19 protein-coding genes are annotated in these 20,397 nt (G+C 68.0%); 14 read left to right on the top strand and 5 right to left on the bottom strand.

The window, feature by feature from the left end; translation table 11 throughout:
* Window positions 1-149: 149 nt before the first annotated feature.
* Window positions 150-1,181 carry a zinc-binding dehydrogenase gene (locus KAK03_RS12235; protein ID WP_210854225.1) on the bottom strand — a complete coding sequence of 344 codons (1,032 nt, stop codon included), beginning with the start codon at window positions 1,179-1,181 and terminating at the stop codon, window positions 150-152.
* 88 nt (window positions 1,182-1,269) lie between these two features.
* Here KAK03_RS12235 and ftsY point away from each other — a divergent pair, with 88 nt between their 5' ends.
* A complete protein-coding gene (ftsY, locus tag KAK03_RS12230) occupies window positions 1,270-2,307 on the top strand; it encodes a signal recognition particle-docking protein FtsY (protein ID WP_210854224.1) in 1,038 nt (345 codons plus the stop codon).
* A gap of 50 nt (window positions 2,308-2,357) precedes the next feature.
* Here ftsY and KAK03_RS12225 read toward each other — a convergent pair whose 3' ends face one another.
* Together KAK03_RS12225 and ilvA are read right to left on the bottom strand one after the other, a co-directional pair.
* On the bottom strand, window positions 2,358-2,753 hold the full coding sequence (locus KAK03_RS12225) for a carboxymuconolactone decarboxylase family protein (RefSeq protein WP_210854223.1): 396 nt from the start codon (window positions 2,751-2,753) through the stop codon (window positions 2,358-2,360).
* A complete protein-coding gene (gene ilvA / locus KAK03_RS12220) occupies window positions 2,750-4,321 on the bottom strand; it encodes a threonine ammonia-lyase, biosynthetic (RefSeq protein ID WP_210854222.1) in 1,572 nt (523 codons plus the stop codon). The genes KAK03_RS12225 and ilvA overlap by 4 nt, the downstream gene beginning before the upstream one ends.
* Before the next feature lie 316 nt (window positions 4,322-4,637).
* Here ilvA and KAK03_RS12215 point away from each other — a divergent pair, with 316 nt between their 5' ends.
* Complete coding sequence (locus tag KAK03_RS12215; RefSeq protein ID WP_210854221.1) at window positions 4,638-5,060, top strand: OsmC family protein; 423 nt, start codon at window positions 4,638-4,640, stop codon at window positions 5,058-5,060.
* Window positions 5,061-5,298: 238 nt separating this feature from the next.
* Window positions 5,299-6,252 carry a porin gene (locus KAK03_RS12210; protein ID WP_210854220.1) on the top strand — a complete coding sequence of 318 codons (954 nt, stop codon included), beginning with the start codon at window positions 5,299-5,301 and terminating at the stop codon, window positions 6,250-6,252.
* Between the two features lie 83 nt (window positions 6,253-6,335).
* On the opposite strand, the gene lptM is transcribed toward KAK03_RS12210, so the two are convergent.
* The gene (gene lptM / locus KAK03_RS12205) at window positions 6,336-6,470 is read right to left on the bottom strand and encodes an LPS translocon maturation chaperone LptM (RefSeq protein WP_210854219.1); all 135 of its coding nucleotides are present in this window, start codon (window positions 6,468-6,470) and stop codon (window positions 6,336-6,338) included.
* Between the two features lie 96 nt (window positions 6,471-6,566).
* On the opposite strand from lptM, the gene cyaY reads away from it, so the two are divergent.
* On the top strand, window positions 6,567-6,923 hold the full coding sequence (gene cyaY, locus KAK03_RS12200; protein ID WP_210854218.1) for an iron donor protein CyaY: 357 nt from the start codon (window positions 6,567-6,569) through the stop codon (window positions 6,921-6,923).
* A 35-nt stretch (window positions 6,924-6,958) separates the two neighbouring features.
* Here the strand turns inward: cyaY and KAK03_RS12195 are convergent, their stop codons facing one another.
* Complete coding sequence (locus tag KAK03_RS12195) at window positions 6,959-9,325, bottom strand: penicillin-binding protein 1A (protein ID WP_210854217.1); 2,367 nt, start codon at window positions 9,323-9,325, stop codon at window positions 6,959-6,961.
* Between the two features lie 251 nt (window positions 9,326-9,576).
* Between KAK03_RS12195 and KAK03_RS12190 the strand changes: the two genes are divergently transcribed.
* The 10 genes from KAK03_RS12190 (at window position 9,577) to KAK03_RS12145 (ending at window position 20,298) form a co-directional block, all read left to right on the top strand.
* Window positions 9,577-10,656, top strand: a complete 1,080-nt coding sequence (locus KAK03_RS12190; protein WP_375140980.1) for a pilus assembly protein PilM — start codon at window positions 9,577-9,579, stop codon at window positions 10,654-10,656.
* Window positions 10,653-11,264 (top strand): PilN domain-containing protein, encoded by a 612-nt coding sequence (locus KAK03_RS12185; RefSeq protein WP_210854216.1) that lies wholly within the window; start codon window positions 10,653-10,655, stop codon window positions 11,262-11,264. The genes KAK03_RS12190 and KAK03_RS12185 overlap by 4 nt, the downstream gene beginning before the upstream one ends.
* A complete protein-coding gene (locus KAK03_RS12180) occupies window positions 11,264-11,962 on the top strand; it encodes a type IV pilus inner membrane component PilO (protein WP_210854215.1) in 699 nt (232 codons plus the stop codon). Before KAK03_RS12185 ends, KAK03_RS12180 begins: the two co-directional genes overlap by 1 nt.
* Window positions 11,959-12,492, top strand: a complete 534-nt coding sequence (locus KAK03_RS12175) for a pilus assembly protein PilP (RefSeq protein WP_210854214.1) — start codon at window positions 11,959-11,961, stop codon at window positions 12,490-12,492. The genes KAK03_RS12180 and KAK03_RS12175 overlap by 4 nt, the downstream gene beginning before the upstream one ends.
* 23 nt (window positions 12,493-12,515) lie before the next feature.
* Complete coding sequence (locus KAK03_RS12170; protein ID WP_247661107.1) at window positions 12,516-14,684, top strand: type IV pilus secretin PilQ; 2,169 nt, start codon at window positions 12,516-12,518, stop codon at window positions 14,682-14,684.
* Between the two features lie 29 nt (window positions 14,685-14,713).
* Window positions 14,714-16,681, top strand: coding sequence for an autotransporter outer membrane beta-barrel domain-containing protein (locus tag KAK03_RS12165; protein ID WP_210854212.1), 1,968 nt, complete (start codon window positions 14,714-14,716; stop codon window positions 16,679-16,681).
* A 67-nt stretch (window positions 16,682-16,748) separates the two neighbouring features.
* Entirely contained in the window at window positions 16,749-17,297 is a 549-nt protein-coding gene (locus KAK03_RS12160) for a shikimate kinase (protein ID WP_210854211.1), read from the top strand.
* A 68-nt stretch (window positions 17,298-17,365) separates the two neighbouring features.
* The gene (gene aroB, locus KAK03_RS12155) at window positions 17,366-18,445 is read left to right on the top strand and encodes a 3-dehydroquinate synthase (protein WP_247661106.1); all 1,080 of its coding nucleotides are present in this window, start codon (window positions 17,366-17,368) and stop codon (window positions 18,443-18,445) included.
* Window positions 18,420-19,598, top strand: coding sequence for a deoxyguanosinetriphosphate triphosphohydrolase (locus KAK03_RS12150; RefSeq protein WP_210854210.1), 1,179 nt, complete (start codon window positions 18,420-18,422; stop codon window positions 19,596-19,598). Before aroB ends, KAK03_RS12150 begins: the two co-directional genes overlap by 26 nt.
* A gap of 1 nt (window position 19,599) precedes the next feature.
* Window positions 19,600-20,298 (top strand): transposase, encoded by a 699-nt coding sequence (locus tag KAK03_RS12145; protein WP_210854209.1) that lies wholly within the window; start codon window positions 19,600-19,602, stop codon window positions 20,296-20,298.
* The last annotated feature ends 99 nt before the right edge of the window (window positions 20,299-20,397 follow it).

The raw sequence follows: 20,397 nt of genomic DNA, 5'->3' as shown, positions 1-20,397 counted from the left end.
AGGGGGAGTTCGCTTGGCCGAAGTCAAGGAGGAGGCCGCAGGCCGGGGGACATGAGGACAAGCGAACTCCCCCTCGCCCGCCGCGCCACCCCGCCGCAGTCGACCCAACGGCAGGTCAGGGCAGGAAGCGATCCTTCCCCCTGTCCAACTCAGCCGATCTCCACCGCCACCTTGCCAAACTGCTGGCCACTCTCCAGGCGATCCAGCCCAGCGTGCACCTGGTCCAGCGTGAAGCGCGAGTCGATCACGGGGCGCAGGCCGTGGCGTTCGACCCAGCTGACCAGGTCGCGCATCTCGCTCAGCGTGCCCAGCGTGGAGCCCAGCACCTGCAATTGACGGATGAACATGCGGCGCAGATCAGCCCCGGGCTGATCGCCGGTGGTGGCGCCGCAGGTCACCAGCCGACCGCCGCGGGCCAGTGATTTCAGGGCCGAGGACCAGACCGCGGCGCCCACGTTCTCGAACACCACGTCCACGCCGTGGCCCTGGGTCAGGCGGGCCACCTCCTTGGCCACGTCCTGGCGTGACGAGTCGATCACCTCGTCGGCGCCCAGGGCTCGGGCGCGCTCGAGCTTGGCGGCATCGCGCGAGGTGGCGATCACCCGCGCGCCGATGCCCTTGGCCAGTTGCAGCCCCGCCAGCGACACGCCGCCGCCAATGCCGAAGACCAGCACGGTCTCCCAGGGCTGCAGGCGGGCGCGCGTGAACAGCATGCGCCAGGCGGTGAGGTGGTTCACGCCCAGCGCAGCGGCCTCGGACGCATCCAGGTGCGCGGGCCAGGCGAACAGATTGCGCGCCGGCAGGCTGACGTACTCGGCCAGCGTGCCGTCGCGGTGCTCGCCCAGGTAGCGGATGCCGGCGCACAGCACATCGTCACCGCGCAGGCAGTGGGCGCACTGGCCACAGGCCACGCCCGGATGCACGATCACGCGTTGCCCTGCGCTCCAATGACGCACGCCGGGGCCGACGGCATCGACCGTGCCTGCGCCGTCCAGGCCCATGATCTGCGGCAGGCTGTGCGTGATGCCGGCGCCGCTGTCACGCATGTACAGGTCCACGCGGTTCAGCGTGGCGGCCTGCAGCCGCACGCGCACCTCGCCCTCGCCCACGGCGGGCAACGGACGCTCGCCCACCTGCACCACCTCGTTGCCACCGTGACCGGTGATGAATGCTGCCCTCACGTCGTTGCTCCTCCTGGCGTGGATTGTCCCGTCGCGCGTGTCAGCCGGTCGACAGGGGCTTGCCCGCGGGCCGGGCGACAATCGGGGGATGTTCAGTTTCTTTCGCAAGAAGTCGCCGCCGCCCGCACCGCCCGAGGCGCCTGTGTCCGCACCTGCCGTGGCGGCGCCCGAACCGGCGGTCGAGACCGCCCTGCCCGCGGTCGTCGAGACCACGCCCAAGCCCGAAGCCCGCACCGGCTGGCTGGGCCGGCTGCGACAGGGCCTGGCGCGCACCGGCAGCAGCATCGCCCAGGTCTTCACCGGCACGAAGATCGACGACGCGCTCTACGAGGAGCTCGAAGCCGCGCTGCTGATGGCCGACGCTGGCGTCAAGGCCACCGAGTTCCTGCTCGAGGACCTCAAGCGCCGCGTCAAGGACGCCAAGGCCACCGAGCCCTCCGCCGTGAAGGGCCTGCTGGCCGACGCGGTGACCGACCTGCTGCGGCCGCTGCAGCGCTCGCTGGAGGTCGGCCGACACCACCCGACGGTGGTGATGGTGGTGGGCGTCAACGGCGCCGGCAAGACCACCAGCATCGGCAAGCTCACCCGTCACCTGGCCGAGCATGACGCCAAGGTGCTGCTGGCCGCCGCCGACACCTTCCGCGCCGCAGCGCGCGAACAGCTGCAGGTCTGGGCCGGCCGCAACCAGGTCGAGATCATCAGCCAGGAGGGCGGCGACCCGGCTGCGGTCAGCTTTGATGCGGTGACCGCCGGCAAGGCGCGCGGCGCCGACGTGGTGATCGCCGACACCGCCGGCCGTCTGCCCACGCAGTTGCACCTGATGGAGGAGCTGAAGAAGATCAAGCGCGTGATCGCCAAGGCCGACGAGACCGCGCCGCACGAGGTGCTGCTGGTCGTCGACGGCAACACCGGCCAGAACGCGCTGGCCCAGGTCAAGGCCTTCGACGACGCGCTGGGCCTGACCGGCCTGATCGTCACCAAGCTGGATGGCACCGCCAAGGGCGGCGTGCTGGCCGCCATCGCGCGCGAGCGGCCGATCCCGGTCTACTTCATTGGCGTGGGCGAGAAGCTCGAGGACCTGCAGACCTTCGACGCGCGCGAGTTCGCGCAAGCCGTGATCGGTTGACCCCCAGGCTTGCCGCTGCGCGGCTTCGCCACTTCCCAAAGGCCGCTTGATCAGGCAGCCGTAGGGCCTTCCGCGTCGATCGCGGCGAACACCTCGCGCGCGGTGCGGAATGCGTCCATCGCCGCTGGCGCGCCGCAGTAGACGGCCGATTGCAGGAAGGCCTCGCGGATCTCCTCTCGCGTGACGCCGTTGTTCAGTGCGCCCCGCAGGTGCAGCTTCAGCTCATGCGGGCGGTTCAGCGCCACCAGCATCGCCAGCACCAGCAGGCTGCGGTCGCGCCGCGGCAGGCCGGGGCGGTTCCAGATGTCGCCCCAGGCGACCTGGGTGACAAATTCCTGCAGCGGCAGGCTGAACGGGTCGGCGTTGCGGATGGCGTTGTCCACGTAGTCGGCGCCCAGCACCTCGCGGCGCGTGGCCAGACCCTTGGCAAAGAGCTCGTCGTTCATTTCAGGAACAGCTGGTAGACCGGGTTGTCGGTCTCGTCGACACAAGGGTAGGCCAGCGTCGCGAGGAAGTCCTTGAAGGCCTTCTTGTCGGCCTTGGGCACCTGCATGCCCACCAGGATGCGGCCGTAATCGGCGCCCTGGTTGCGGTAGTGGAACAGGCTGATGTTCCAGTCGGGGTGCATGGCCGACAGGAAGCGCATCAGCGCCCCCGGCCGCTCGGGGAACTCGAAGCGGTACAGGCGCTCGTCGCGTGCCAGCTCGCTGCGGCCGCCCACCATGTGGCGCACATGCTCCTTGGCCAGTTCGTCGTCGGTGAGGTTGACGGTGGCAAAGCCGTGCTTGACGAAGTTGCGCTCGATCTTGTCGGCCTCGTCGCGCTTGCTGATGCTGACGCCCACGAAGACGTGGGCCACACGGGCGTCGGAGATGCGGTAGTTGAACTCGGTCACGCTGCGCGTGCCCACCAGCTCGCAAAAGCGCCGGAAGCTGCCGCGCTCCTCGGGGATGGTGACGGCGAACAGGGCTTCGCGTTGCTCGCCGAACTCGGCCCGCTCGGCGACGAAGCGCAGGCGGTCGAAATTCATGTTGGCGCCGCAGTTCACCGCCACAAAGGTCTTGCCCTTGAGCTGGTGCTTGTGCACGTACTGCTTCATGCCGGCCACGCCCAGCGCGCCCGAGGGCTCGACCACGTTGCGGGTGTCCTGGAAGATGTCCTTCATCGCGGCACAGAGCTCGTCGGTGGTGACGCGCACGTAGTCGTCCACCAGTTCGCGCGCCAGGCGGAAGGTCTCCTCGCCGACCAGCTTCACTGCGGTGCCGTCGGCGAACAGACCCACATCGGCCAGCTGCACGCGCTTGCCGGCCTGGACCGAGCGGATCATGGCGTCGGAGTCCACCGTCTGCACGCCGATCACCTTGATCTCCGGGCGCACCGCCTTGATGTACGAGGCCACGCCCGAGATCAGACCGCCGCCGCCAATCGCCACGAACACCGCCTCGATCGGGCCCTGGTGCTGGCGCAGGATCTCCATCGCGATCGTGCCCTGGCCGGCGATCACGTCGGGGTCGTCGAAGGGGTGGACGAAGGTCAGGCCCTGGGCCTTCTCCAGCTCGACCGCGTGGCCGTAGGCGTCGGAGTAGCTCTCGCCGTGCAGCACCACCTCGCCGCCGAGCGCACCGACGGCATCGACCTTGACCTTGGGCGTGGTCACCGGCATCACGATCACCGCGCGGCAGCCCAGCTTGCGCGCGCCCAGCGCCACGCCCTGGGCGTGGTTGCCGGCCGAGGCACAGATGACGCCGCGCTGCAGTTGCTCGGGCGTCAGGTGGGCCATCTTGTTGTACGCGCCGCGCAGCTTGAAGCTGAACACCGGCTGCAGGTCCTCGCGCTTGAGCAGCACGTGGTTGCCGGTGCGCCGGCTCAACGCACGGGCCGGCTCCAGCGGGGACTCGATCGCCACGTCATAGACCTTGGCCGTCAGGATGCGGCGCAGGTAGTCGGCGGGGGCGGGGCGTTGCGGGGTGGCCGCTCGCGTGCGCGCACGCGGCTGGCGGGGGGCGCCGGCCATGGGCGTCTCTCCTGTGGGGGGTGGGTGGGCGCACGACCCCGGCCGGGAGGCCCGACGTCGCTGCTGCAGCGCGTCATGATACCGGGGGCCCCAAGAAAAAAGCCCGGAGCCGTGAGGCTCCGGGCCAATCCACCAATGGAGGAGGTGGAGGAGACAACCGGTGCATCGGAAAACGTTTCCGGATGCGATGACCGCAGTCTAGCGGTAGTCATGGTGCACTGCAATATCCCTGTCTAGAGGGGGTCCACTAGCCCCGCATAATTCACGCTTCGCGCGCCCGGGGGTGGTGCGTCGAACGCCAACACAGGAGAAGTCGATGGAATGCACGGTGCGTTGGGTGGCCGATGCGGGCATGGTGATGCTGGCCGAGACCGGCAGCGGCCACACGCTGGCGATGGACGGCGCGCCGGAGGGCGGCGGCCGCAACCTGGCGCCGCGGCCGATGGAGACGCTGCTGGTGGGCGCTGGCGGCTGCACCGCCTACGACGTCGTGCTGATCCTGCAGCGCGGCCGCCACGCCGTGACCGGCTGCGAGGTCAAGCTGCAGGCCGAGCGGGCCACGACCGATCCCAAGGTCTTCACCGCGCTGAACCTGCACTTCATCGTCAGCGGCCGCGATCTGCCGCTGCCGGCGGTGGAGCGCGCGGTGGCGCTGTCGCATGAAAAGTACTGCTCGGCCACCGCCATGCTGGGCCGCACGGCGACCATCACCACCACGGTTGAGGTGCGCGCGGCCTGAAACCGCCCGCGCCTGGGGATGCCTTGGGACGAGCATTCCGTGGTAGGCGCTTCGTTTCACGTTGTTGCCAGACAACAGGGTTTTTCTATTTACCTGCCAAAGCTTGGCAGTCCGGAGCTCCCTCTGGTGCAATATCGGCAACTTCCGATGAGGAGGTTGGCCTGATCAGCCCCACCTGCCAGGTGATCCGGGTTCTCTCCCGATCGGGACCTCTTGTTCAACCTAGGAGATAGTTGAAATGAAAAAATCTCTGCTCGCTCTGGCCGTGCTCGGCGCTTTCGCCGGTGCCGCCTCGGCCCAATCGTCGGTCACCATCTACGGCAAGCTGAACGTTGAAGCTGGCAAGGCCATCGGCACCACCGACAAGACCCTGCTGGACGTCGCTGGCAGCCGCCTGGGCTTCCGCGGTGTTGAAGACATGGGCGGCGGCCTGAAGGCCACGTTCGGCATCGAGCACCGCTTCAACCCGGCCACCGGCGACAGCGCCGCTGCCAAGTTCTGGAACGGCTACAGCACCGTCGGCCTGATGGGCGACTGGGGCCACATCCGTCTGGGCCGCGACTACGTCGTCGGCTTCCTGATGGTGCAGAACCAGATCGACCCGTTCGGTGGCGACACCCAGGGCGCCCTGCGCAACATCGGCATGATCAGCGGCTCCACCGGCCCTGCCGGCGCCGGCAAGGTCCGCTACGACTCGCAGATCGAGTACCACTTCAGCGCTTCGGGCTTCAACATCGCTGCCCAGGTTGCTGACGCCGGTGCCGTCAACGGTGGCCGCGCCAAGCGTCCGTTTGCCCTGGCTACCAACTACGCTGGTGGCCCGCTGTTCGTCGGCCTGGCCTACGAAAACGGCGGCGATGCCGATGACAAGCACCTGTCGCTGGGCGGCCGCTACAACTTCGGCTTCGCCACCCTGTCGGCTGGCTACTCGCGCGGCACCAACGTCGCTGGCGTGGACGTCAAGGGCTACCTGCTGGGCGCCAACGTGCCGTTCGGCGCTGGCGACTTCAAGCTGGGCTACGCTGTGAGCGACAACGACGCCGTCGCTGGCAAGCTGAAGAAGGTCGGTATCGGCTACCACTACAACCTGTCCAAGCGCACCAAGGTGTTCGCTGACTACGGCAAGGTTGGCGGTGGCGAACCGGTCGGCCAGAAGACCGGCTACGACTTCGGTATCCAGCACAACTTCTGATCATGCTGCAGGCCTGCTCCGGCAGGCCCGCTGCACAGAAGACCAGGCCACCTTCGGGTGGCCTTTTTCATGGGGTCCTGGCGTCAGCGGCTGGGCGTGCTGGCCCCGGGCGAGGCCGGCGTGGCCGTCGCCGCCGCCGGGCGGGCCTCGACCCGCTGCAGCGGCCCGCGTTGGCCGCAACCCGCCAGCAGGGCCAGCGCGGCCAGCAGGGCGGCCATGCACCACAGCGAGGCGTCACGCCACCGCGCCGCACGAAGGGGAATCGAAGGCTCTACACTCGAAGCAATTGCAGTCATGACCGCGATCTTATCGAGATGTCCGCCCCCGCCGATTCCCTGCTCAACGACGCCGATTACCGCCGTCTGACCCATGCCCTGCTGTCCCTGGTGGAAAGCCAGGTGGACGCCTGGCTCGACGACGATGTGATCGACATCGACACCCACCGCAGCGGTGGCTTGCTCGAACTGTCCTTCCCCAATGGCAGCAAGATCATCCTCAACACCCAGCCGCCGCTGCACGAGGTGTGGATGGCGGCGCGCGGCGGTGGCTACCACTTCCGCTGGGATGGCCAGGTCTGGCGCGACACGCGTGACGGCGTGGAATTCCTGCAGCGGCTGTCGCAGGAATCCAGTGCGCAGGCCGGGCAGGCGCTGAGCTACGCCGCCCACTGAATCGCCAGGCGCCGCGCGGCGCGCGGCCCAGGCGGTCAGCGTTTGAACAGGTCCAGGATGCTGCGGCGCTCGTCGTCGCTGGGCGCCTGCGGCACGGCGCGCTGGTCCTCATCCTCGGTGCGCAGCGTGCCGACGCCGGCGCCCGGACCGAACTCCTCGAAGTACCACTCGTTGCCGATGTTGACGATGCCGGCCGGTGGCTGCATCTCGGCCACCGCCACGCCCTGCAGGGCCGTGGCCATGTACTCGATCCACACCGGCAGCGACAGGCCGCCGCCGGTCTCGCGGTCGCCCAGCTTGCGCGGCGTGTCATAGCCGATCCAGACGACGGCGGCCAGCGTGGGGTGGTAGCCGGCGAACCAGGCGTCCATCGAGTCGTTCGTGGTGCCGGTCTTGCCGTAGATGTCGCTGCGCTTGAGGGTGGCCTGGGCACGGGCGGCGGTGCCGGAGCGGGTGACTTCCTGCAGCAGGCTGCTCATCAGGAAGGCGTTGCGCGCATCAATGGCCCGTGAGGCCTCGGTCAGTTCGCGCGCCGGGGCCTGGAACAGCAGCTTGCCGCGGTCGTCGGTGACCTTGGACACCAGCAGGGGCGTCATCCGGTGGCCGCCGTTGGCGAACACGCCGTAGGCGGTGACCATCTGCAGCGGCGTCACCGAGCCGGCGCCCAGCGCCATCGTCAGGTAGGGCTCGTGGCGCTCGCGGTCGAAGCCGAAGCGGGTCACCCAGTCGCGCGCGTAGCCCACGCCGATCGACTGCAGCACCCGGATCGACACCATGTTCTTCGACTTGGCCAGCGCGCGGCGCAACGGGATCGGGCCATCGAAGGTGCCGTCGTAGTTCTTCGGCTCCCAGGGCTGGCTGCCGGTGCTGCCGGCGTCAAAGAACAGCGGACCGTCGTTGACGATGGTGCTGGGGGTGAAGCCTTTTTCCAGCGCGGCCGAGTAGATGAAGGGTTTGAAGCTCGAGCCCGGCTGACGCCAGGCCTGGGTGACGTGGTTGAACTTGTTCTTGCCCCAGTCGAAGCCGCCCACCAGGGCGACCAGTGCGCCGGTGCGCGGGTCCATCGAGACGAAGGCGCCCTCAACCTCGGGCAACTGGGTCATCGTCCAGTCGCCCTTGGCGCCCTTGATGACGCGCACCACCGCGCCGCGCCGGATCTGCACCTTGGGCTCGGCCTTGGACGACAGGCCCGAGGTGACCGGGCGCAGACCGTCGCCGGTGACCGTGACCAGGTCGCCGGACTGCAGCGCGGCAACCACCTTCTTCGGCGAGGCCTCGAGCACCACCGCGGCGCGCAGCTCGTCGTTGTCGGGGCGATCGCTCAGCGCCTCGGCCACCCGGGCGTCCACCGCCTTGGGGTCGGCGGGCAGGTCGACGAAGGCTTCGGGGCCGCGGTAGACCTGGCGGCGCTCGTAGTCCATCAGGCCCTTGCGCAGCGCGCGGTAGGCCACAGCCTGGTCGGCGGCGCGGATCGTGGTGTAGACGTGCAGGCCACGGGTGTAGGCGTCGGGCCCGTACTGGCTGTAGATCAGCTGGCGCGCGGTCTCGGCCACGTACTCGGCGTGCACCGGCATGTCGGTGGGCCGGCGCAGCTTGAGCACCTGTGCCTTGGCCAGGGCATGCTGCTCGGCGTTGATGAAGCCGTTCTCCAGCATGCGGTCGATGATGTACTGCTGGCGGGTGGCGGCGCGACGCGGATTGGCGATCGGGTTGTAGGCCGACGGCGCCTTGGGCAGGCCGGCCAGCATCGCCGCCTCGGCGATGGTCAGGTCCTTCAGCGGCTTGCCGAAGTAGATCTCGCTGGCGGCCGCAAAGCCGTAGGCGCGCTGCCCCAGGTAGATCTGGTTCATGTAGACCTCGAGGATCTGCTCCTTGCTCATGTGGCGCTCGATGTCCAGCGCCAGCAGCACCTCGTAGAGCTTGCGGGTCAGCGTCTTCTCGGTCGACAGGTAGAAGTTGCGCGCCACCTGCATGGTGATGGTCGAGGCACCCTGGCTGTGGGCATCGCGCAGGTTCTCGACGGCGGCGCGCAGCACGCCGCGGTAGTCCACGCCGCCGTGCTCGTAGAAGCGGGCGTCCTCGATCGCCAGCACCGCGTCCTTCATCACCCGTGGAATGTCGCCAAAGGCCACGAACTGCCGGCGTTCGTCGCCGAACTCGCCCAGCAAGGTCCCTTCGGCCGAGAACACCCGCATCGGCAGCTTCGGTCGGTAATCGGTCAGTGCACTGAGGTCGGGCAGGTTGCGGTAGGCCAGCGCCAATGCAATGCCGCCACAGGCCAGGCCGGCCAGCCCCAGTGCCAGCAGCAGCAGCAGCAGGCGCCCCAGCGCGCCGATCAGCGGGAGGCGGGTCCGGGTGGAACCCGGGCTGGCGGCGGGCGTGGCACTGTCTGGTTCGCTCATGGGGTGTCCGTTGGCGGCGGGATTATAGGAAGCGCCCCCTGCCGAACCCGCGCAGCGAGCAGCGGGCGCCCCGCCAGCCCCTGCAACCAGAGGTAAGGAGCCGCCAACATTTGACGAAGCTTTGCGCGAATCGCAACGCCCCCCCCACCGTGGCGCCTGCAAAACCTTGGTTTCACAACAATCTTGCTGATAGGATTGAAGTGCTTTGTTAACTTTGCGGCTGCAAGCTGTGGTCGCTGGAGCCTCTTTTCGTGGGTTTTCTTGATCGCCTGCTGGGCCGCAAGCACCCTCCGATGGTGGGCCTGGATATCAGTACCTCCAGTGTCAAGCTGGTGGAATTGGGACAGACCGCCTCTGGAGAGCCCATTCTTGAGCGGCTTGCCAGCGAGCCCTTCGAGAAGGGCTGGATCGTTGACGGCCAGGTCGAGAAGTTCGAGGAGGTCGCCGACGCGGTGCGCCGTGTCGTCAACCGCAGCGGCACCAAGACGCGGCAGGTCGTGATGGCCATGCCGCAGTCGGCCGTGATCACCAAGCGCATCGTGCTGCCCGCCGGGCTGCGCGAGGACGAGATGGAGATCCAGGTCGAGTCCGAAGCGCACCAGTACATCCCCTTCTCGCTGGACGAGGTCAGCCTGGATTTCTGCGTCATCGGCCCGAACACCAACTCGCCTGGCGATGTCGATGTGCTGATCGCGGCCTCGCGCAAGGACCGCGTGCAGGACCGCCAGGGCCTGGCCGAGGCGGCCGGACTGACGCCGGTGGTGCTGGACATCGAGTCGCACGCCTCGCGCATGGCCATGCAGCGGGTGCTGGCCGGCATGCCTGACACCGGCAAGGACGCGCTGGTGGCCCTGTTCGAGATCGGCGCCGACACCACCAGCCTCAAGGTGCTGCGCGACGGCGAACTGCTCTATGACCGTGACCAGTCCTTCGGCGGCTCGCAGCTGACCCAGCTGATCTCTCGCCAGTACGGCTTCTCCTACGAGGAAGCCGAGCAGAAGAAGATCTCCGGCGATCTGCCCGAGGACTACGAGCCCACGCTGCTGACCCCCTTCGTCGACAGCCTGGCCCACGAAGTCGGCCGCGCCCTGCAGTACTTCTTCACCAGCACGCCGCACCACAAGGTGCACCAGGTGATGCTGGCTGGTGGCACGGCGTCGATGCCCGGACTGCGCGAGCGCGTCAAGGACGTGACCGGCTTCCCGTCGCGCGTCGTCAATCCCTTCGAGAACATGAAACTGGGCCCGTCGGTGCGCGAGTCGCGGCTGCGGCGTGAGGCGCCGGCCTACCTGACGGCCTGCGGCCTGGCGATGCGGAGGTTCGTGCAGTGATCCTGATCAACCTGCTGCCTCACCGCGAGGCCCGCCGGCAGGAGCGCAAGCGCGCGTTCTATTCCGCATTGGGCCTGGCGGCGCTGATCGGTGTCGGCATCGTCATCCTGTGGTACGGCGTGCTGCAGCAGATGACCTCTGCCCAACAGGACCGCAATGCCTTCCTGCAGTCCGAGATTGCCAAGCTCGACGAGCAGATCAAGGACATCGCCACGCTGCGCGCCGAGATCGACGCCCTGAAGGCCCGCCAGCAGGCCGTCGAGAACCTGCAGACCGACCGCAACGTGCCGGTCTACCTGCTCGACGAACTGGCCAAGCAGACCCCGGAGGGCGTTTACCTGACGGCGGTGCGTCAGACCGGCACCACGGTTGCCATCAACGGTCTGTCCCTGACCAACGAGCGCGTCTCCGAACTGCTGCGCAACACCGCCTACAACTCCACCTGGCTGGAACGCCCTGAACTGGTCGAGATCAAGGCCGTGGATGTGCTGATCGGCCGTGACCAGCGCAAGCTGTTCGACTTCAATCTGCGCGTCACGATCAAGCGTCCGCAGTCGCCGGTCAAGCCCGGTGCTGCCGCTGCCTCCGACGCCGCGAAGGGCAAGTGATGGCCACCAAGCAAGCTGTTTCGCGCGTGGACATCGCCGCCAGCCTGAACGGGCTGAGCCGGCAGTTCCGCGAGCTCGATCCCAAGCAGCCCGGCCAGTGGCCGCTGATTCCCAAACTCACCGTCTGGCTGCTGGTCGTTCTGGGTGTGGTGCTGCTGGGCTGGCCGGCCTTGCTGAGCGGCGCTTCCGACGAACTGGAAGCCGCCCGCGAGCGCGAGCCCAAGCTCAAGGATGAATTCCGCAACAAGCTGGGTCAGGCCGTGAACCTGGCTGAGTTGCGCAAGCAGAAGGAGCAGGTCCAGGAGTACGTGACCCAGCTCGAGAAGCAGCTGCCCGGCAAGGCCGAGATGGATGCGCTGCTGTCCGACATCAACCAGGCCGGCATTGGCCGCGGCCTGCAGTTCGAGCTGTTCCGTCCGGGCCAGGTGGTGGTCAAGGACTACTACGCCGAGCTGCCGATCTCGCTGCGCGTCATGGGCCGCTACCACGACGTGGGCGCCTTCGCCGCCGACGTGGCCAACCTGTCGCGCATCGTCACACTGCACAACCTGAGCCTGGTGCCGGTCACCAAGGACACCAGCGGCAACCTCGTGATGGAAGCCACCGCGCGCACCTACCGCTACCTGGATGCTGCCGAGGTGGCCGAGGTCAAGCGTGCCGCTGCCGCGGACAAACAGAGGAAGGGAGGCTCGTCATGAGCCCGCGCTGGACCGCCCTGCCGCTGGGCATCGGCCTGCTGGCGCTGCTGTCGGCCTGTTCCGACAGCAACAATGAACTGAGCGCCTGGATGGACCAGCAGCGCAAGGAGATCCGGCCGCGCGTCGAGCCGATCACGCCGCCCACCAAGTTCGTGCCGCAGCCCTACCTGTCGGCCAAGGCGCTGGAGCCGTTCAATCCGCGCAAGATGGCGGCCACCTCGCAGATCACCCGCCAACCCAACGCGGTGCTGGCCTCCGAGATGCGCCGTCGCAAGGAACCTCTGGAAGCCTTTCCGCTGGACAGCATGGCGATGGTCGGCAGCGTGACGCGCGGCGGCAAGCCGTTCGCGCTGATCCGGGTCGACAACCTGCTGCATTACGTGAAGGCGGGCGAATACATGGGCCAGAACTTCGGCCGCATCACCCGCATCACCGAGAAAGACGTGACGCTGCGTGAGATCGTGCAGGACGCAGCGGGTGAATGGATCGAGCGCACCAGCACCCTCCAGCTACAGGAGAAGGCGCAATGAACAACGGGTTGGAGTCACGCAAGATGAGGAGTCGATTCAGCGCTGCGCTGGTCCTGGTGGCAGGGATGCTCTGGTCGGGTCTGGCCAGTGCCGAGAACCTGGTCCGCTCGATCACCGCCTCCCAGCAGGGCGGCAGCGACGTCGTCCGCATCGAGCTCACCGAACCCCTGGCAGGCAACCCGGGTGGCTTCGTCATCCAGTCGCCGCCGCGGGTGGCCATCGACCTGCCCGGCGTCGGCAATGGCCTGGGCCGCTCCAGTGTGGATGTGGCGCAGGGCAATGTGCGCAGTGTCAGCGTGGCCAGCGCCGGTGAGCGCACCCGGCTGGTGCTGAACCTCAAGCAGTCCGCCAACTACCGCACCCAGGTCCAGGGCAACACGCTGCTGGTGCTGCTTGACGGCGCGGCCATGTCGTCGGCCGAGACCACCACCGGCACGCCGGCCCAGCCGTCCTTCGCTGCCAGCCAGAACCAGGAGCAACTGGCGATCCGCGACATCGACTTCCGCCGCGGCCCCGATGGCGCCGGCCGGGTGGTGGTGTCGCTGGCCAACACCCAGGTGGGCGTCGACCTGCGCCAGCAGGGCCAGAACCTGGTGGTCGAGTTCCTGCGCTCCACGCTGCCCGAGCGCCTGCGTCGCAAGCTTGATGTGTCCGATTTCGGCTCGCCGGTGCAGTCGGTGTCGACCACGCAGTCGGGCGACCGCGTGCGCATGCTGGTCGAGCCCCGGGGTGCCTGGGAACACAGCGCCTACCAGACCGATACCCAGTTCGTGCTGGAGGTGCGTCCGCTCAAGCAGGACCCGAACAAGCTCTCGCAGGGCCCTGGCTACCGTGGCGACAAGCTCTCGCTGAACTTCCAGAACATCGAGATCCGCTCGCTGCTGCAGGTCATCGCCGATTTCTCCAGCTTCAACGTCGTCACCAGCGACACCGTCAGCGGCAACGTCACGCTGCGCCTGAAAGACGTGCCCTGGGACCAGGCGCTGGACATCATCCTGCAGGCCAAGGGTCTGGGCATGCGCAAGTCCGGCAATGTGCTGTGGATCGCGCCCAAGGATGAACTGGCGGCCAAGGAGCAGGTCGAACTCGAGGCGAAGAAGAAGATCGCCGAACTCGAGCCGCTGCGCACCCAGGCCTTCCAGCTGAACTACACCAAGTCCGAGGACGTGGCCAAGGCGCTGATCGGCACCAGCACCGGCGGTGGCGGTGGCGCGGGCTCGGGCAGCAGCGGGGGCAACAATGCCACGCGCATCCTGTCGCCGCGCGGCTCGGTGCTCTTCGAGCAGCGCACTAACCAGCTCTTCGTCTCGGACATCCCCTCCAAGCTGGAGGAGGTGCAGCAGATGATCGCCAAGATCGACATCCCGGTGCGCCAGGTGCTGATCGAGGCGCGGATCGTCGAGGCCGACGACAAGTTCGGCCGTGCGCTGGGCGCCAAGCTCGGTGTGGCCGATCTGCGCGGCCTGCGCGGTGGCGTGCCTGGCTACAGCGTGGGCGGTGGCAACTACGTCAGCATCGGCGGCAACTACGTCAACACCGGCATCCAGACCGGCCAGACGCCCAACACCGCCACCAGCTACAACAACACCCAGGTGGTGAACCTGCCGGCCAACACGGGCTCGATCAGCACCGAGGCGGCTGCCAACATCGCGCTGACGCTGTTCAGTGCCACCGCCAACCGCTTCCTGAACCTGGAACTGTCGGCCCTCGAGGCCGAGGGCAAGGGCAAGATCGTCTCCAGCCCGCGCGTCATCACCGCGGACCAGATCAAGGCCGAGATCGAGCAGGGCGAAGAGATTCCCTACCTGGTCGCCTCCACCGCGGGCAACACCTCGGTGCAGTTCCGCAAGGCCAGCCTGCGTCTGGAAGTGACGCCGCAGATCACGCCGGAAGGCAGCGTGCTGCTCGACGTGGCTGTCTACAAGGACAGCCGTGGCGTGACCACCACCGCGGGCCCGGTGATCAACACCAAGCGCGCGAAGACCCAGGTTCTGGTCGAGAACGGCGGCACCGTGGTGCTGGGTGGCATCTTCACCCAGAACGACAGCGACGAAGTGAACAAGGTGCCATTCCTGGGCGACATCCCCTTCGTGGGCAACCTGTTCAAGAACCGGGTGCGCTTCAGCAACCGCACCGAACTGCTGATCTTCATCACCCCGAAGGTGGTGACCGATCGCACCGGCGCGCGTTGAGTGCACCAGGCACCTTGAGGCTCTGAGAGATGGACATGATGGGAGAGAAGGCGATGCGAGGACTGCGAGCCTGGGGAACCGCTCTGGCGGTGAGCATGGGTCTCGCCGCGTGCGGCGGGGGAGGCGGCGATCCCGGCACCTGCTCACTGGGTTGCACCGGTGACGGCACGGTGGCCGAGGTGCGTGTGGCCGTGACCAGCGCCGCCACCAGCATCGACCTCAGCGCGCCGGTGGCGGTCACCGTCACCGTCACGGCAGTGGATTCGTCCAACCAGGTGGTGTCGGGCGCCACGGTCAGCGTCACCGCAGACAACGGCGGCAAGGTCACCACCGCCAGCAGCACCACCGGCTCCGACGGGACCGTCACTGCCACGGTCGAGTCCTCCAGCACCACGGCGGTCGGCGCCATCAAGGTCAGCGCCTCCAGCGGCGGGCGCAGCGCCAGCACCTCGATCAGCGTGACCGACAGCCAGGTGGCTGTGGGCGACCTGGTCATGGCCCTGTCGTCCAGCGCCATCGACAACTCTGGCGGCGACGAGGTCACGCTGACCGTCACCGCGGTCGATGCCAAGCGCAACACCGTGGCCGAAGCGCCGGTGACGATCACTGTTGACGACCCCGCCGCCATCATCACCCCGGCCGGCACGGTCACGGGCAGCGATGGCACGCTGACTGCCAAGGTGACGATCGGCAGCGACAAGGCCAACCGCGCCTTCACGCTGTCGGCCACCAGTGGCGCCATCACCAAGACCGCCGCAGTGCAGGTCACCGGTGCCAACCTCAGCGCCACCTTTGCCAGCGCGGTCTCTCCGGGATCGGCCGGCAATACCATTCGCTACTTGCTGGCCGACGCCAATGCGCTGCCTATGACGGGCCAGGCCATCTCGATCTCGGCGCCGGGTCTGGCCACGGTGGTCGGTACCACGGACACCGCAGGTGCATTCACCTACACCTATACGGCACCGTCTACCAACACCTCGCTGGTGGTGACCGCGACTGCGGGAGGCACCAGCAACGTGGCCACCATCCAAGTCCAGACATCTGGTACCGTGCCGCCCGCAACCGGCACCGTGGATGCGGCCCGGGTGACGATGGAGCCGCGGACCGTGGCTGTCAACGAGGCGGGCAAGACCACCAACCAGGCCCAGGTGCGAGTTCTGTTCCTCGATAGCAGCAACAAGGGCATCGCCAACATGCGTGTCCGCCTGGACCTGAACGGTGACGCCAACAACGTTGGCGGCACCTTTGCCAACGGCACCTCGATGCTCTACACCGGCAGCGACGGGTCGGTGACCACGTCGTACATCCCGGGTACGCGGTCCAGCCCGACGGACGGCCTCACCATCCGAGCTTGCTACAGCGCCCAGGACTTCGCTCAGGGCGTGTGCAGTGGCGCTGGTGTGTTCTCGACGACGACCACCGCCACCGTCACCAGTTCACCGGTGTCGATCAGTCTCGGCACGAACGAGACGATCGAGGTCGGTGACACCAGCCTCACCTACATCAAGCGCTTCGGCGTGCTGGTGTCGGACTCTGCCGGCGCGCCCATGCCTGGCGTATCGGTCAGTGCCTCGGTGGATCTGACCGACTATCGCAAGGGCAATTACGTGGTCTCGGGCGGCAAGTGGGTTCAGGTCGTGACGGCTCAGTGCACCAACGAGGACACCGACCGCGATGGCGCGCTGGACACCGGCGAGGACATCAACAACAGCAAGTCGCTGGAGCCGCGCAAGGCCGATGTGGTCGTGTCCGTGGTCAGCGGGACGACCGACACCAGCGGGCGCGCCGTGGTGAAGGTGGAGTACCAGCAGGAAGCGGCCTCGTGGGTCAACATGGTCCTGTCGGTCACCGCCACCGGTGTGAGCGGCACGGAAGGCACGGTCGCCAAGTCGGCCTGGCTGTGGACACCGGCTGATGTGATCAACAACACCTCGGCCTCGCCGCCCTTCCAGCTGAGCCCCTATGGCCAGGCTGCGGTCTGTACCAACAAGAACTGACCGTTACAGCGCACTCTCTGACCCTGCGGCGGCTCCGAAAGGTGCCGCCGCAGTTCCATCCAGACCGATGATTTCCTTGGTGGGCATGCCCGGCAGCGGCAAGTCGACGATCGGGCGCCAACTGGCGCGCGAACTCGGCTGGCGTTTTGTCGACACCGATATCGAGATCGAGCATCGCCTCGGCGAGTCCATCCGCGCCCATTTCGAGCGCATGGGCGAGGGCAGCTTCCGGGCGATCGAGTCGTCCACCCTGGCTGAACTGGCGCAGTCGGCTGGCGCCAGCCCCCTGGTGATGGCCACCGGCGGTGGGGCCGTGCTGCGCGAGGCCAACCGCGCCGTGCTGCGTGCGGCGGGTCCGGTGGTGTACCTGCGCTCGTCGCCGGAAGACCTGGCGCGCCGGCTGCGCCATGATCAGCAGCGCCCGCTGCTGCAAGGCGGCGACCCGCTGACCCGGCTGCGCAACCTCTACCGCGAACGCGACCCGCTGTACCGCGACGTCGCCAGCTACACGCTGGACACCGGCCGCTCCAGCGTGCCCACCCTGGTGCGGCTGCTGCTGTCGCAGCTGGAGTTGGCCGGCGTGGTCCCGGCCGACCGACCGCCGCATCGCCGCTGAGGCGCCCCAGGCAGCCGCGTACACTGCGGGTCCGGCCGATCCGGCCACATGCCATCGAGGGGGTTGAGTTGAGGCGCGTTGCGATTGACCTGGGGGACCGCAGCTACCACGTCTGCATTGGCGCCGGTCTGCTGGACCATGCCGAGAGCTTCGAGGGCCTGCCGAGTTCGTCCACCGCGGTCATCGTCAGCAACGAGACCGTGGCGCCGCTCTATGCCGAACGCCTGCAGCGCGCGCTGGCCCCCCGCCACGCCCAGGTGCTGGCCATCGTGCTGCCCGACGGCGAAGCCCACAAGGAATGGACGACGCTGAACCGGATCTTCGACGTTCTGCTGGCCCAGGGCTGCGACCGCAAGACAGTGCTCTATGCACTGGGCGGCGGCGTGATTGGCGACATGACCGGTTTCGCCGCGGCCAGCTACATGCGCGGCGTGCCCTTCGTGCAGGTGCCCACCACGCTGTTGTCGCAGGTCGATTCCTCGGTGGGCGGCAAGACGGCGATCAACCATCCGCTGGGCAAGAACATGATCGGGGCCTTCTACCAGCCCCTGCGCGTGCTGTGCGACCTGTCGACCCTGGCCACGCTGCCGCCGCGCGAGCTCTCGGCCGGTCTGGCCGAGGTCATCAAGTACGGCCCGATCCATGACCCCGGCTTCCTGGACTGGCTGGAGTCGAACATCGAGGCCCTGCGCGCCGGTGACCAGTCCGCACTGGCCCACGCCGTCGCCCGCAGCTGCGAGATCAAGGCCGAGGTGGTCGGCGCGGACGAGCGTGAAGCCGGGCTGCGCGCCATCCTCAATTTCGGCCACACCTTTGGCCACGCGATCGAGGCCGGCCTGGGCTTTGGCGTCTGGCTGCATGGCGAGGCCGTGGCCGCCGGCATGGTGATGGCGGCCGAACTGTCGGCGCGTCTGGGCCTGTGCGCGCCGGACCTGCGCCCCCGCCTGGAGGCCCTGCTGCAGCGCGCCGGCCTGCCGATCCGCGGGCCACGGCTGGGCGCGGCGGAGTACCTGCAGCACATGCGCGTCGACAAGAAGGCCAGTGCCGGTGAAATCCGCTTTGTACTGATCGACGGTCTGGGCCGGGCCGTGGTGCGGCCCGCCCCCGATGCGCTGGTGGCCGATGTCATCGAGTCCCTGTGTGCCTGAGACCGCTGGCCCGGCACCCTGGGCCAGCCAGGCCGCACTGAGCCGCGGCCGGCGCCGTCCGGAGCCGCCGGCCCCCACGCGCAACGACTTCCAGCGCGACCGCGACCGCATCATCCACAGCAGCGCCTTCCGGCGTCTGGTCTACAAGACCCAGGTCTTCATCAACCATGAAGGCGACCTGTTCCGCACCCGGCTGACGCACTCGCTGGAGGTGGCGCAGCTGGGCCGCTCGATCGCGCGCAGCCTGCGCCTGGATGAAGACCTGGTCGAGACCATCGCCCTCGCCCACGACCTGGGCCACACGCCTTTCGGCCATGCCGGGCAGGACGCGCTGGACGAATGCATGGCCCCCTGGGGCGGCTTTGAGCACAACCTGCAAAGCCTGCGTGTGGTCGACCGGCTGGAGCAGCGCTACCCCGAATGGGATGGCCTGAACCTGTGTTTCGAGACCCGCGAAGGCATCCTCAAGCGCTGCCCGGTGCCACTGGCCACGGCGATGGAGCAGCAGGAGCCTGGCGGCGTCGGGCGCCGTTTTCTGGACGGCACCCAGCCCAGCCTGGAGGCGCAGCTGACCAACCTCGCCGACGAGATCGCCTACAACGCCCATGACCTGGACGATGGCGTGCGCTCCGGCCTGATCACCCTGGAGCAGGCCCGCGCGGTGCCGCTGGTCGACCGCCACTGCCAGGAGGCGCTGGAGGCGCACCCCGGGCTGGCGGCCATGCCGCCGCGGCGCCTGCTGGCCGAAACGATCCGCCGCATGCTGTCGGCCCAGGTCTATGACGTGATCGGGGCGAGCCAGGCGGCGCTGGGCGCGGCCCAGCCGGCCGATGCCTGGGCCGCACGCCAGTGCCGGGGGCTGATCGGCTTCAGCGATGCCATGCGCCACGACAGCGCTGCGCTCAAGCGCTTCCTGTTCGCGGCGCTGTACCGCCATCCGCAGGTCAATGACAGCACGGCTCGGGCCCGCCGCATCGTCGCTGATCTCTTTGCGGCCTACATGGCGGATCCCGCGCTGCTGCCCCCGGAGTTCCGCCGCGAGGCCGACGTGGCGCGTGGCGTGGCGGATTACATCGCCGGCATGACCGACCGCTACGCCCGCCGCGAGCACCAGCGCCTGACCGGCCAGCAACTGTTCCTGGAGGGCGCCTGAGGTGGGCCGCCCGCTGCGGCTGGTCGCGCCCGGCCTGCCCCATCATCTGATCCAGCGCGGCCACAACAGCCAGCCCGTCTTCCTGGACGATCTGGACCGCGAGCGTTTCCTGGAGGACTTGCAGGTCGCCATGCGCGAATACCGCCTGGCCCTGCATGCCTACGTGCTGATGGGCAACCACATCCATCTGCTGCTCACGCCGCCCGACGAGGCCTCGCTGAGCCGGGCGATGCAATCCCTGGGGCGGCGCTACGTGGGCTGGTTCAACCACCGTCACCAGCGCCGCGGCACGCTGTGGGAGGGGCGCTTCAAGACCAGCGTGGTCGACACCGAGGGCTACTTCCTGGCTTGCCAGCGCTATGTGGAACTGAACCCGCAGCGCGCCGGCCTGGCATCTGACTTGCTCAGCTACCGCTGGTCCAGTCTGGCGCACCATCTTGGCGCGCATCAGGACCCGCTGATCACCGACCATCCCGCCTTCTGGCTGCTGGGCAACACCCCCTTCGAGCGGGAGGCCGCTTACCGGCGCTGGCTGGAGGAGGGGCTCGACGCTGCACGCGAGCGCTTTCTCCGGGACACACTGGCCAAGGGCGGGGTGCTGGGCGGCGAACGCTTCGTCGCTGCACTCGCTCAGCAGACCCAGCGGCGACTGACACCCGGTCGCCGCGGGCGTCCTCCCAAGCCCGCCAGCGGCGCATGAGCCGCTTGCAGAAGCCATTAATCGAGTCTGACACCATTAAATAACTGGAAGGCAACCTGTTTGCCAGTTAATAGAGTCTGACACCATTTAAATCTGCTT

The organism is Ideonella alba (assembly GCF_018069845.1).
In the GTDB taxonomy this organism is placed as follows: Bacteria; Pseudomonadota; Gammaproteobacteria; order Burkholderiales; family Burkholderiaceae_C; genus Ideonella; species Ideonella alba.
The sequence above is the reverse complement of the archived record's forward strand: the minus strand, read 5'-3'. Positions and strand labels throughout refer to the sequence as shown.